This window comes from Pseudomonas sp. SK3(2021) (assembly GCF_016772375.1).
In the GTDB taxonomy this organism is placed as follows: Bacteria; Pseudomonadota; Gammaproteobacteria; order Pseudomonadales; family Pseudomonadaceae; genus Aquipseudomonas; species Aquipseudomonas chlororaphis_I.
This window is the reverse complement of sequence record NZ_CP061943.1, coordinates 1,677,704-1,691,363: the sequence shown is the minus strand read 5'-3', so window position 1 is coordinate 1,691,363 and position 13,660 is coordinate 1,677,704. Positions and strand designations below refer to the sequence as shown.

Annotated in this window: 10 protein-coding genes; 4 read left to right on the top strand and 6 right to left on the bottom strand. The window is 62.9% G+C overall.

What is annotated here, in order from left to right; translation table 11 throughout:
* Positions 1–76: 76 nt before the first annotated feature.
* Positions 77–964, bottom strand: a complete 888-nt coding sequence (locus IF690_RS07605; protein WP_202699595.1) for a DMT family transporter — start codon at positions 962–964, stop codon at positions 77–79.
* Between the two features lie 162 nt (positions 965–1,126).
* Positions 1,127–1,759: an efflux system transcriptional repressor EmhR gene (gene emhR / locus IF690_RS07600; RefSeq protein WP_202699594.1), complete on the bottom strand. Its 633-nt coding sequence runs from the start codon at positions 1,757–1,759 to the stop codon at positions 1,127–1,129.
* Between the two features lie 264 nt (positions 1,760–2,023).
* Between emhR and emhA the strand changes: the two genes are divergently transcribed.
* The 4 genes from emhA (at position 2,024) to IF690_RS07580 (ending at position 9,353) form a co-directional block, all read left to right on the top strand.
* Positions 2,024–3,181 carry an efflux RND transporter periplasmic adaptor subunit EmhA gene (gene emhA, locus IF690_RS07595; RefSeq protein WP_202699593.1) on the top strand — a complete coding sequence of 386 codons (1,158 nt, stop codon included), beginning with the start codon at positions 2,024–2,026 and terminating at the stop codon, positions 3,179–3,181.
* 3 nt (positions 3,182–3,184) lie between these two features.
* The gene (gene emhB / locus IF690_RS07590) at positions 3,185–6,331 is read left to right on the top strand and encodes an efflux RND transporter permease subunit EmhB (RefSeq protein WP_202699592.1); all 3,147 of its coding nucleotides are present in this window, start codon (positions 3,185–3,187) and stop codon (positions 6,329–6,331) included.
* A complete protein-coding gene (gene adeC / locus IF690_RS07585) occupies positions 6,328–7,788 on the top strand; it encodes an AdeC/AdeK/OprM family multidrug efflux complex outer membrane factor (protein ID WP_202699591.1) in 1,461 nt (486 codons plus the stop codon). Before emhB ends, adeC begins: the two co-directional genes overlap by 4 nt.
* Positions 7,789–8,087: 299 nt before the next feature.
* Complete coding sequence (locus IF690_RS07580; RefSeq protein ID WP_202699590.1) at positions 8,088–9,353, top strand: OprD family porin; 1,266 nt, start codon at positions 8,088–8,090, stop codon at positions 9,351–9,353.
* A 200-nt stretch (positions 9,354–9,553) separates the two neighbouring features.
* Here the strand turns inward: IF690_RS07580 and pcaC are convergent, their stop codons facing one another.
* From pcaC to IF690_RS07560, 4 genes are read right to left on the bottom strand one after another with little or no spacing between them, the layout of a single operon-like run.
* Positions 9,554–9,946, bottom strand: coding sequence for a 4-carboxymuconolactone decarboxylase (gene pcaC, locus IF690_RS07575; RefSeq protein ID WP_009047408.1), 393 nt, complete (start codon positions 9,944–9,946; stop codon positions 9,554–9,556).
* Between the two features lie 11 nt (positions 9,947–9,957).
* Positions 9,958–10,758, bottom strand: coding sequence for a 3-oxoadipate enol-lactonase (gene pcaD, locus IF690_RS07570; RefSeq protein ID WP_202699589.1), 801 nt, complete (start codon positions 10,756–10,758; stop codon positions 9,958–9,960).
* An 11-nt stretch (positions 10,759–10,769) separates the two neighbouring features.
* Positions 10,770–12,134 carry a 3-carboxy-cis,cis-muconate cycloisomerase gene (locus IF690_RS07565; RefSeq protein WP_202699588.1) on the bottom strand — a complete coding sequence of 455 codons (1,365 nt, stop codon included), beginning with the start codon at positions 12,132–12,134 and terminating at the stop codon, positions 10,770–10,772.
* A gap of 47 nt (positions 12,135–12,181) precedes the next feature.
* Positions 12,182–13,477: an MFS family transporter gene (locus tag IF690_RS07560; RefSeq protein ID WP_202699587.1), complete on the bottom strand. Its 1,296-nt coding sequence runs from the start codon at positions 13,475–13,477 to the stop codon at positions 12,182–12,184.
* Positions 13,478–13,660 lie beyond the last annotated feature (183 nt).

The following is a 13,660-nucleotide window of genomic DNA, read 5'->3' as shown; positions in this document are numbered from 1 at the left end:
GGTAGCTTCAGGTACACCGCGTTATCGTTGACCACCCTCGCGAGCCAGCTTCGCTCCTACAGAAGGTAGGGTGCGATCAGCCGCGTTGGCGCTGGCCCCAGGCCACGGCCAGGCCGCTGAGGCAGATCACCACGATCCCGACTATGCCGAAACTGTCCGGGGTGTGATCGAAAATCAGGTAGCCGTACATGCCCGCGAACAGGATCTGCCCGTAGCTGAATGGCGCCAGCATCGCCGGCGCGGCATGACGGAAGGCCTGGGTCAGCAACAGGTGGCCGAGCATGCCGCAGGTGCCGAGGCCGATCATGAACAGGGCGTGCCACAGGGTCGGCGTACTCCAGAAGAACGGCAGCGCCGCGCTCGTGATCAGGCTGTTGAGAATCCCGGTGAGGAAGTTGCTGGTGGTCGGGCTGTCGACCCCGCTGAGCTTGCGGGTGAGCAACTGATAGAAACCAAAACACAACGCCGAACACAGCGGCAGCAGGATCGCCGGGGTGAACAAGGCGCCGCCCGGACGAATCACGATCAAGACCCCGACGAAACCGGCCAGCACCGCCAGCCACTGGCCGCGGGTCACCCTCTCCCCCAGCAATGGCACGGACAAGGCGGTGACCAGCAAAGGCGCGAGGAAGTTGACCGCGGTGGCCTCGGCCAAGGGGATGTAACGCAGGCCGGTGGTGAAAAACAGGCTGGTGCCGATCAGGCACAAGGCACGCAACAGTTGCAGGCCTGGTCGCTTGGTACGCACCACCGCGGAGAAACCGCTGCGCGGCACGAACACCACCAGCATCAACAGCGTGTGCACCACATACCGGGCCCAGACCACCATGACGATGGGGTAGAACCCGGACAGGTATTTGGACAGGGTGTCATGACTGGCGAACAGCAAAACCGCCAGGCAAATCAGTGCGATACCTTTTATCGGTTGCTCGGCACCCTGGTAAGCCGCGCTGCTCACACTCATTCACACACCCGCAACAATTTCCCTACAAAATACGTAGCTCGCTATCTATCAAGATAAAGTCGGTACGTATATAAAGGCATCCCGGTGAGCCGTGACGAATGAAACATCGCGTTTTATAACGCGCAAACGTTGACATCTGCCGACGTAATTCCGCATTTTGTCTCAATGACGCAGGCTGGGACTCAGGCGCAGCATGTCCAATCCGGTATCGATCCAGCGCTCCGCTTCCTTATGGAGTTCGAAACTGTCCGGCGCCAACAGCCACTGATAAAGAATGCCATCAATATAGGCGTGGATGCTGATGGCCGCCCGGGCAGTATCGAGGCTCTCGGGCAGTTGTCCGCGCTTCACGGCATTGCGCAACGCCAGCTCGATATGCACGTTGCAATCCAGGCTGGCCGCGCGACGCTGGCGCCGCAAGTCGCACATTTCGTCAGTGAATTCGCACTTGTGAAACAAAATCTCATTAATGCGTCGGGTTTTCGGGTCCAGGGCAATTTGATGAAACAAATGAATCAGCAGCTTGCGCATGCACCCCAGCGGATCGACTTCTTCTTCGTCTTCACTGGCCCTGGCCATTTCATTCAGCGGCTCGCGCAAGGTATCGAGCATGGCCTGCACCAGATCCGCCTTGTTGCTGAAATGCCAGTAAATAGCTCCACGCGTGACACCGGCCAACGCCGCGATATCGGCCAGGGTGGTACGCGCCACACCGCGCTCGTAGAAGGCTTTCTCGGCCGCCTCGAGTATCTGTTTGCGGGTTTCTTGAGCTTCCTCTTTGGTACGACGGACCATGGCAGTAAACCTCGATCAGGATGTTTCAGCGATGCATGAAGCTCATCTGAATAAATATGGAACGGCATCTCGGGTGCCGTTTGCCCAGCCTACAATTCGACACTTGCAACGGCTTTTGTAACCGAATGGGTACGCCGCCAAGGTATTTACAAACAACCATGAACGTAAGTATATTCCTTAGCAAGCTACTTATCCACTCAGCACTCGTTTTTTACCCTTCCACTTTTCGAGTGCGCATTTTGCGCGCCTGACCCGAGGATCTTCATGCAACTCAAGCCAGCTGTTACCGCTCTGGTCACTGCCGTCGCCCTGGCATCGCTGCTCAGCGGATGTAAAAAGGAAGAGGCGGCTCCCGCCCCACAAGCCCCTCAGGTCGGCGTAGTCACCCTTCAACCTCAAGCCTTTACCCTGACGTCCGAGCTTCCAGGGCGCACCACTGCGTTCCGGATCGCCGAGGTCCGTCCCCAGGTCAACGGCATCATTCTCAAGCGTCTGTTCAAGGAAGGCGGCGACGTCAAGGAAGGCCAGCAGCTCTACCAGATCGACCCATCGGTCTATGAGTCGACCCTCAAGAGCGCCCAGGCCAACCTGCAATCGACCAAGTCGATCTCTGACCGCTACAAGCAGTTGGTCGACGAGCAAGCCGTAAGCCGCCAGGAATACGACACTGCCGTCGCCAACCGCCTGCAATCGGAAGCCGCGCTGCAAAGTGCCCAGATCGACCTGCGCTACACCAAGGTGCTGGCGCCGATCTCCGGGCGTATCGGCCGTTCTTCGGTCACCGAAGGCGCATTGGTCAGCAACGGTCAGTCCACCGCCATGGCAACCATCCAGCAACTCGATCCGATCTACGTCGACGTCACCCAGTCGTCGGTGGAACTGCTCGAGCTGCGCCGCGAGCTGGAAAGCGGTCGCCTGCAGAAGGCTGGCGACAACGCCGCCAAGGTCAAGCTGACCCTGGAAGACGGCAGCCAGTACAAGCTCGATGGCAAGCTGGAGTTCTCCGAAGTGTCGGTCGACGAAACCACCGGTTCCGTGACCCTGCGCGCAGTGTTCCCGAACCCGGAACACACCCTGCTGCCAGGCATGTTCGTGCACGCGCAACTGCAGGCCGGCGTGAATGCCGCGGCGATCCTCGCCCCGCAACAAGGCGTGACCCGCGACCTCAAGGGCACACCGACCGCCCTGGTGGTTGGCCCGGACAACAAGGTTGAACTGCGTCAGCTCAAGGCCAGCCGCACCGTCGGCAACCAGTGGCTGATCGAGGACGGCCTGAAGGCCGGTGATCGCCTGATCACCGAAGGGCTGCAATTCGTCCGACCTGGCGTCGAAGTCAAAGCCAGCGAAGCGACCAACGTACCAGCGAAAAACCCGGCCACTGCACAGGCAACTGACCAAGCTGCAGGCGGCAAAGGGGAGTAAACCATGTCGAAATTTTTTATCGACCGTCCGATTTTCGCCTGGGTAATCGCCCTGGTGATCATGCTGGTCGGGGCTCTATCGATCCTCAAATTGCCGATCAACCAATACCCAAGCATCGCGCCTCCAGCGATCGCCATCTCCGTGACCTACCCAGGCGCTTCCGCACAGACCGTGCAGGACACCGTGGTCCAGGTCATTGAGCAGCAGCTCAACGGTATCGACAACCTGCGTTATGTGTCCTCGGAAAGTAACTCCGACGGCAGCATGACCATTACCGCGACCTTCGAGCAGGGCACCAACTCGGACACTGCACAGGTCCAGGTGCAGAACAAGCTGAACCTGGCCACCCCGCTGCTGCCGCAAGAAGTGCAGCAACAGGGTATCCGCGTGACCAAGGCGGTGAAGAACTTCCTGTTGGTGATCGGTGTGGTTTCCGAGGATGGCAGCATGTCCAAGGACGACCTCTCGAACTACATCGTGTCCAACATGCAGGACCCGATCTCGCGGACCGCGGGCGTGGGTGACTTCCAGGTGTTCGGTGCCCAGTACGCCATGCGTATCTGGCTCGACCCGGCCAAGCTGAACAACTTCAACCTGACTCCGGTTGACGTGAAAAACGCCGTGGCCGCGCAGAACGTCCAGGTGTCGTCCGGCCAGATCGGTGGCTTGCCCGCCCTGCCAGGCCAGCAACTGAACGCCACCATCATCGGCAAGACCCGCCTGCAGACCGCCGAGCAGTTCAAGGCCATCTTGCTGAAGGTCAACGCGGACGGCTCGCAAGTGCGCCTGGGCGACGTCGCCGATGTCGCCCTGGGGGGTGAAAACTACTCCGTCAGTGCCCAGTTCAACGGTGCCCCGGCTTCCGGCCTGGCCGTGAAACTGGCCAACGGCGCCAACGCCCTGGACACCGCCAAGGCCCTGCGCAAGACCATCAGCGACCTGGAACCGTTCTTCCCGCAAGGGATGAAAGTGGTGTTCCCGTACGACACCACCCCGGTGGTGACCGAGTCGATCAAGGGTGTGGTCGAGACCCTGGTCGAAGCGATCGTGCTGGTGTTCCTGGTGATGTTCCTGTTCCTGCAGAACTTCCGCGCCACCGTCATCACCACCATGACCGTTCCGGTGGTGTTGCTGGGTACCTTCGGCATCCTCGCGGCCGCCGGGTTCAGCATCAACACCCTGACCATGTTCGGCATGGTGCTGGCCATCGGCTTGCTGGTGGACGACGCCATCGTCGTGGTGGAAAACGTCGAGCGGGTGATGGCCGAGGAAGGCCTGTCGCCCAAGGAAGCGACCAAGAAGTCCATGGGCCAGATCCAGGGCGCCCTGGTCGGTATTGCCCTGGTGCTGTCGGCGGTACTGCTGCCAATGGCGTTCTTCAGCGGCTCCACCGGGGTGATCTACAAGCAGTTCTCGATCACCGTGGTCTCGGCCATGGCCCTGTCGGTCCTGGTGGCCCTGATTTTCACCCCGGCCCTGTGCGCCACCATGCTCAAGGCCATTCCCCACGGCGAACACGCCGCGCCGAAACGCGGTTTCTTCGGCTGGTTCAACCGTACCTTCGACCGCAGCGTCAAAAGCTACGAGCGTGGCGTGGGCAATATCCTGCGGCACAAGGCGCCTTACCTGCTGGCCTACGTGCTGATCGTGGTCGGCATGATCTGGCTGTTCGCCCGTATCCCGACCGCGTTCCTTCCGGAAGAAGACCAGGGCGTACTGTTCGCCCAGGTACAGACCCCGGCCGGTTCCAGTTCGGAGCGGACCCAGGTGGTCGTCGATGAAATGCGCGCCTACCTGCTGGACAAGGAAAAGGACACCGTGGCCTCGGTCTTCACCGTGAACGGCTTCAACTTTGCCGGTCGTGGCCAGAGTTCGGGCATGGCGTTCATCATGCTCAAGCCGTGGGACGAACGCTCCGTGGAAAACAGCGTGTTCAACCTGGCCGCCCGCGCCCAGCAGCACTTCTTCAGCTTCCGCGATGCGATGGTGTTCGCCTTTGCCCCGCCGGCGGTACTGGAGCTGGGTAACGCCACCGGTTTCGACGTGTTCCTGCAGGACCGCGCCGGTATTGGCCACGAGAAACTGATGGAAGCGCGCAACCAGTTCCTCGGCATGGCGGCGCAGAGCAAGATCCTCTCCCAGGTGCGTCCGAACGGCCTGAACGACGAGCCGCAGTACCAGCTGGAAATCGATGACGAGAAGGCCAGCGCCCTGGGCGTGACCATCTCCGACATCAACAACACCTTGTCGATTGCCCTGGGCAGTAGCTACGTCAACGACTTCATCGACCGCGGTCGGGTGAAGAAGGTGTACATCCAGGGTCAGCCTAACGCTCGCATGAGCCCCGAGGACCTGAAGAAGTGGTACGTGCGCAACAGCGCCGGGACCATGGTGCCGTTCGCCTCCTTCGCCAAGGGCACGTGGATCTACGGTTCGCCGAAACTGGCCCGTTACAACGGCGTGGAAGCGGTGGAAGTCCTGGGTGCCCCGGCGCCGGGCTACAGTACCGGTGAAGCCATGGCCGAAGTCGAGGCCATCGCCAAGAAGCTGCCGGCCGGTGTCGGTATCTCCTGGACCGGCCTGTCCTACGAGGAACGCCTGTCGGGCTCGCAAGCGCCCGCGCTGTACGCCTTGTCGCTGCTGATGGTGTTCCTGTGTCTGGCGGCGCTGTATGAAAGCTGGTCGATTCCGATCGCGGTCATGCTGGTGGTGCCGCTGGGGATCATCGGTGCGCTGATGGCCACCAGCCTGCGCGGCCTGTCCAACGACGTGTATTTCCAGGTGGGGCTGTTGGTGACCATCGGTCTGGCGGCGAAAAACGCCATTCTGATCGTCGAGTTCGCCAAGGAACTGCACGAAGAGGGCCGCAGCCTGGTGGACGCGGCGATCGAAGCCTGCCGCATGCGTCTGCGTCCGATCATCATGACCTCCCTGGCCTTCGTGCTCGGTGTGGTACCGCTGGCCATCTCCACCGGCGCAGGCTCGGGTAGCCAGCATGCGATCGGTACCGGGGTCATTGGCGGTATGCTCACCGCGACTGTCCTGGCGATATTCTGGGTACCTTTGTTCTTCGTCACCGTGTCCTCGATGAGCCGCCGCAAGGCAATCGAAGCGCAAACTACCGAAACTCCTGAAGAGGCTGGCCAATGAGCAAGTCGCTACTCTCCCTCGCAATCACCGCCGCCGTGCTCAGTGGTTGCTCGCTGATACCCGATTATCAGCAGCCGCAAGCGCCGGTCGCGGCGCAATACCCGCAAGGGCCGGCCTACTCGCCTGCGGAGGCTGCCAACCAGGCAGCCGCCGAACAGGGCTGGCGGCAGTTCTTCCATGACCCTGCCCTGCAGCAGTTGATCCAGACCGCGCTGGTGAACAACCGCGACCTGCGGGTCGCGGCGCTGAACATCGACGCCTATGCCGCGCAGTACCAGATCCAGCGCGCGGACCTGTTCCCGGCGATTTCGGCCAACGGCAGCGGCAGCCGTCAACGCACCCCGGCACGGATGTCGCAGACCGGTGAAGCGGCCATCTCCAGCCAGTACTCGGCAACCCTGGGGATCAGCGCCTATGAGCTGGACCTGTTCGGTCGCGTTCGCAGCTTGAGCGAACAGGCCTTGCAGACCTACTTCTCCAGCGAAGAAGCCCGGCGCAGCACACAGATCAGCCTGGTGGCCAGCGTGGCCAACGCCTACCTGACCTGGCAGGCCGACAAGGAACTGCTCAAGCTGACCCAGGACACCCTGGCGGCCTACGAGGAGAGCTACCGCCTCACCTCGCGCAGCAACGAAGTCGGCGTGGCCTCGGCCCTGGACCTGAGCCAGGCGCGGACCTCGGTGGAAAACGCCCGGGTGCAACTGGCGCGTTACACCCGCCAGGTCGCCCAGGACGAAAACAGCCTGACCCTGCTGCTGGGGACCTCGATCCCGGCCAACCTGCCGAGCCCGCAGCCGTTGTCGGCCGACCTGCTCAGCGAGTTGCCGGCCGGCCTGCCGTCGGAGCTGCTGCAACGCCGTCCGGACATTCTCGCCGCCGAGCACAACCTGAAAGCCGCCAACGCCAGTATTGGCGCGGCACGCGCGGCGTTCTTCCCGAGCATCAGCCTGACCGCCAATGCCGGGACCTTGAGCCCGGACATGGGCGGCCTGTTCAAGGGCGGCTCGGGCACCTGGTCGTTCGCACCGCAGATCAATATCCCGATCTTCAACGCCGGCAGCCTGCGCGCCAGCCTGGATTACTCGAAGATCCAAAAAGACATCAACGTGGCGCAGTACGAGAAGTCCATCCAGACCGCCTTCCAGGAAGTCTCCGATGGCCTGGCCGCACGCCAGACCTACAACCAGCAGTTGCAGGCCCAGCGTGACTTCGTCAACGCCAACCAGGACTACTACCGCCTGGCCGAGCGTCGCTACCGCATCGGTGTCGACAGCAACCTGACCTTCCTCGACGCCCAGCGCTCGCTGTTCAGCGCGCAGCAAGCGTTGATCACCGACCGGCTTGCGCAGTTGACCAGCGAGGTCAACCTGTACAAGGCCCTGGGTGGCGGTTGGAACGAGCAAGGTTCGCAGAAAGCGGAAGTGAGCAAAGAGGCACCGCCACTGAAACTGTTCTGAGTGCATGACGCTTGAAAAAAGCCCACCTTCCGGTGGGCTTTTTTATGGGTCGAAGACGGCTGTCAGTTGTGTTCGTTAATCGCCCAAAACCCGCCAAGGCCAATTGAACAGGCCCGTTGATCCAACGCACCATTCCCCGCACCTACCAAAACCAATAACAACAGGTTCGTCATCATGACCCCGCGCCCTGCCCGCTCCGGCTGATTCCGTTCCATCCACCCTCCCGGTTTCAACCTTGCCTGCAACCTGACGTTGCGGCAGCGCCCTGCCTCACCCCTAACAATTAGAGAGCCCGATCCATGAAGCCATCCACTCGCACGCCCTATTCCCTGCTGCCCAGCCTGCTGGCCGTCAGCATCGCCGGCACGGCCCTGCCGGTCATGGCCGCGGAGTCCGGCTTTCTCGAAGACGCCAAGGTCAACCTGAACCTGCGCAATTTCTACATCAACCGCAACTTCACCAACCCGGGCAAGAGTCAGGGCAAGGCTGAAGAGTGGACCCAGAGCTTCATCCTTGACGCCAAGTCCGGCTTCACCCAGGGCACCATCGGTTTCGGCATGGACGTACTGGGGCTGTACTCGCTGAAGCTCGATGGCGGCAAGGGCACCGGCGGCACCCAGCTGCTGCCCCTGGATCACGACGGGCGCCCGGCCGACCACTTCGGCCGCACGGGCGTGGCGTTCAAGGCGCGCCTGTCGCAGACCGAAGTCAAGGTCGGCGAATGGATGCCGGTGCTGCCGATCCTGCGCTCGGACGACGGTCGCTCCCTGCCCCAGACCTTCCGTGGCGGCCAGATCACCTCGAAGGAAATTGACGGCCTGACCCTCTACGGCGGCCAGTTCCGCGCCAACAGCCCGCGTGACGACAGCAGCATGAGCGACATGTCGATGACCGGCAAAGCGGCCTTCACCTCCGACCGCTTCAACTTCCAGGGTGGCGAATACAGCTTCAACGACAAGCGCACCCAGGTCGGGGTGTGGAACGCCCAGCTCAAGGACATCTACAGCCAGCAATACCTCAACCTGATCCACAGCCAGCCGCTGGGCGACTGGACCTTGGGCGCCAACATCGGCTTCTTCTACGGCAAGGAGGATGGCAGCGCCCGCGCCGGCGACCTGGACAACAAGACCTGGTCGGGCCTGTTCTCGGCCAAGTACGGCGGCCACACCTTCTACGTCGGCCTGCAGAAACTCACCGGCGACAACGCCTGGATGCGCGTCAACGGCACCAGCGGCGGCACCCTGGCCAACGACAGCTACAACGCCAGCTACGACAATGCCCAGGAAAGATCCTGGCAGCTGCGCCATGACTACAACTTCGTCGCGCTCGGCATACCCGGCCTGACCCTGATGAACCGCTACATCAAGGGCGACAACGTGCACACCGGCACCATCACCGACGGCAAGGAATGGGGGCGCGAGAGCGAGCTGGCCTACACCGTGCAAAGCGGCACGCTGAAGAACCTCAACGTCAAATGGCGCAACTCGACCATGCGTCGCGACTTCAGCACCAACGAGTTCGACGAGAACCGCCTGATCATCAGCTACCCGATCAGCCTGCTGTAAGCCCACTCGCTCGCCAGCACCAAAGACAAGGCCAGCCCCATTCCCCGGGGCTGGCCTTGATTTTTTGCAGGAGCGAAGCTTGCTCGCGATGGTCGTCAACGATGACGCGTACTGACTGGCTGGACGCGGCGCCCTCAGGTGCATCGCGAGCAAGCTCGCTCCTACAGGGGGCGCAGTGTTCGCGAGCGCCAGCTGACGCCTTAGGCGCGGGATTCGACGCCCAGCTCGTCCCACACCGACTCGGCCAGGTGGAAGGTCGCGTTGGCCGCCGGAATGCCGCAGTAGATCGCGCTCTGCATGATCACTTCCTTGATCTCGGCGCGGCTCACGCCGTTGTTGGCGGCGGCGCGCAAGTGCAGCTTGAGCTCTTCGTTGCGGTTCATGCCGATCAGCATGGCGATGGTGATCAGGCTGCGGGTGTGGCGTGGCAGGCCCGGACGCGTCCAGATATCGCCCCAGGCGTGCCGGGTGATCATTTCCTGGAACTCCGAGTTGAACTCGGTCAGGGTGTTCAGGCTGCGATCGACATGGGCATCGCCCAGCACCGCGCGACGCACTTGCATGCCTTCGGCATAACGTTGTTTCTCGTCCATCGGGGGCTTCCTCAAATGTTCTGGCCAGCCAGCAGAAAGGCCACGACCCGCTCGCTGAACGCCGCGCCGGCCTGGACGTTGGACAGGTGCGCCGCATGGAACTCGGCGTATTCGGCGCCGCGCACGCGCTCCTGAATGAAATGCCCGCCCGAGGGCGGCGTGACCGCATCTTCGGTACCGGACACCACCAGGGTCGGCGCCTCGATCGCCGACAGTTGATCGCGGAAATCCGCATCGCGCACTGCCGCGCAGTTGGCGGCATAGCCCTGGGGCGAGGTAGCCGCCAGCATGTCGGTGATCAGCTTGGCCTGGTCCGGGCGCGCCGTGGCGAAGTCCGGGGTGAACCAGCGGGCAATAGAGGCATCGCGCAGCGCCACCATCGCCGCCTGGCCATCGCGCAGCACGGTTTCGATACGTGGGTTCCACACCGACGGGTCGCCGATCTTCGCCGCGGTGTTACACACCACCAGCTTGTTCAGGCGCTCGCCGGCATGGATGCCCAGCCACTGGCCGATCAGCCCGCCCATGGACAGGCCGCAGAAATGCGCGCGCTGGATATGCAGCGCATCCAGCAGCGCCAGTACATCGCGCCCCAACTGCTCGATGCTGTAGGGGCCTTTGGTGACCAGGGATTTGCCGTGGCCACGGGTGTCGAAACGCAGCACCCGGAAGTGCTTGGTAAAGGCCGGAATCTGCATGTCCCACATGTGCAGGTCGGTACCCAGGGAGTTGGACAGGACCAACACCGGCGCATCGGCCGGGCCGTCCAGTTGGTAATGCAGTTCGCCATCGGCGAGTTGTACGAATGCCACGGCAGTCTCCTTCAGGCGTTCAAGGCTAAATGTTCGGCCACGGCGCGCTCGACCCAGGCTTGCGCCTGGCCGAGGTAATGCGCCGGGTCCAGCAGGCGGTCCAGTTCCGCCGCCGACAGTTCGGCGGTCACTTGCGGCTCGTCCCCCAGCACCGCGCGCAGATGCCGCTGTTCGGCCACCGCGCGCTTGCAGCACTGCTCCAGCAGATGGTGAGCGGTCTCGCGTCCCAGGCGCTGGGCCAGGGCGATGCTCACGGCTTCCGCCAGCACCAGCCCCTGGGTCAGGTCGAGATTCCTGGCCATGCGCGTGGCGTCGACTTCCAGCCCGTCGGCCACCAGCAGCGCCTGATGCAGGGCACCGGACACCAGGCAGCAGATCTCCGGCAGGGTTTCCCATTCGGCGTGCCACAGGCCCAGGCTGCGTTCGTGCTCCTGGGGCATGGCGCTGAACATCGTCGCCAACAACCCGGGAACCCGGGTCGCCGCACCGATCAACACCGCCGCGCCCACCGGGTTGCGCTTGTGCGGCATGGTCGAGGAACCGCCCTTGCCCGGCGCCGACGGCTCGAAGACTTCAGCCGCCTCGGTCTGCATCAGCAGGCTGATGTCCCGGCCAAGCTTGCCGAGGCTGCCGGCGATCAGGCCGAGCACCGAGGCGAACTCCACCAGCCGGTCGCGCTGGGTGTGCCAGGGCTGTTCCGGCAGGCTCAGTTGCAACTCCTCGGCCAGGGCCTGGGCAATGGGCAGGGCCTGCTCGCCCAGGGCCGCGAGGGTGCCCGAGGCCCCCCCGAACTGCAGCACCAGCAAGCGCGGCTTGAGCTGCGCCAGACGCTCGCGGCTTCGGGTCACGGCCCCCAGCCAGCCGGCGATCTTCATGCCGAGGGTGACCGGCGTGGCATGTTGCAACCAGGTGCGGCCGGCCATCGGGGTGCCGGCATAACGCTGGGCCTGCGCGGCCAGGATGCCGCCGAGACGCGCCAGGTCGTTGTCGATCAGGCTCAGCGCCTGCCGCAGTTGCAGGACCAGCCCGCTGTCCATCACATCCTGGCTGGTGGCGCCCAGGTGTACATAACGCTCGGCACTGGCATCGCTCTTGGCGATCTGCTTGCCCAGGGCCTTGACCAGCGGAATCGCCGAGTTGCCCGCGGTGGCGATGGCCTGGCCCAGGGTGGAAAAATCATAGAGCCCGGCGCGGCAGGCCGCCTCGATCGGCGCCACCGCCGCGGCCGGGATCACCCCGACCCGAGCCTCGGCCCGGGCCAGCGCGGCCTCGAAGTCGAGCATGGCCTGGACCCGCCCCTGGTCGCAGAACACCGCGCGCATGTCGCGGGTGGTGAAGTAGGCATCGAACAGTTGGTTGCTTGCCGGTGTACTCATAAACAATCCTTTGGGGCGTGCGTGCGCGACGGACGCACGCGGACAGGTCAAAGATCGTGGTGCAGGTATGCCGCCTGTCTAGGCAGGCGCAGGCTGAACAGGAAGGCAATCGCCATCATCGCTGTCACGTACCAGTAGAAGGTGTTTTCCATGCCCAGGGATTTCAGGCCCAGGGCCACATATTCCGCCGAACCGCCGAACAGCGCGTTGGCCACCGCATAGGCCAGGCCTACCCCCAGCGCCCGCACTTGCGGCGGGAACATCTCGGCTTTTACCAGGCCGCTGATGGAGGTGTAGAAACTGACGATCGCCAGGGCCAGGGTGATCAGCACGAAGGCCAGGAACGGACTGGTAACGGTTTTCAGGGTCAGCAGGATCGGCACGGTGCACAGCGTGCCCAGCGCGCCGAACCAGAGCATCGAGTTACGCCGGCCGATCTTGTCCGCCAGCATGCCGAACAGCGGCTGCATGCACATATAGAGAAACAGCGCGCCGGTCATGATGTAGCTGGCGGTCTTGGCGTGCATGCCGGCGGTGTTCACCAGGTATTTCTGCATATAGGTGGTGAAGGTGTAGAAAATCAGCGAGCCGCCAGCGGTATAGCCGAGCACGGTGACAAAGGCCTTCGAGTGATGCTTGAACAACGCGGCAACGCTGCCGGCGTCCTTGTCTTCACGCATTTCCTTGCTGGTGGTTTCTTTCAGCGAGCGCCGCAGCAGCAGGGAGATCAGGGCCGCGATGGCGCCGATCACGAACGGAATCCGCCAGCCCCAGGCCTTGAGCTGAGCCTCGTCGAGAAACTGTTGCAGGATCACCACCACCAGCACCGCCAGCAGTTGCCCGCCGATCAGGGTCACGTACTGGAAGGACGCGAAGAACCCGCGCTGGCCCTTGAGCGCGACTTCGCTCATGTAGGTCGCGGTGGTGCCGTACTCCCCACCCACCGACAGGCCCTGGAACAGCCGCGCCATCAGCAGCAGCGCCGGCGCCCAGGCACCGATGCTGGCGTAGGTCGGCAGGAAGGCGATGACCAAGGAGCCTGCGCACATCATCAGCACCGAGATCATCATGGAATTCTTGCGCCCGTGCTTGTCGGCCACTCGGCCGAACAGCCAGCCGCCGATAGGACGCATCAGGAACCCGGCGGCGAACACGCCGGCGGTATTGAGCAGCTGCACCGTGGGGTCGTCGGAAGGGAAAAACGCCGGGGCGAAATAGATCGCGCAAAAGGCATAGACGTAGAAGTCGAACCATTCGACCAGGTTGCCGGAGGAGGCGCCGACGATCGCGAAGATCCTCTTGTTGCGCTCCTCGGTCGTGTAGTGACTGGTTAACGTTGTCATGGGTTTTCACTCTTTGGGGACGTGGTGAGTCTAGACATACTTTGTAACAGTCCCGTTCCGCAAGACGACCTTGGGGGGTGTCGGCCTATTCGGCCTTATCGCGAGCAAGCTCGCTCCTACAGGATGTGGGTCGGTCACGATGCCGTGATTAAACTGCGGTCATGTAGGAGCGAGCTTGCTCGC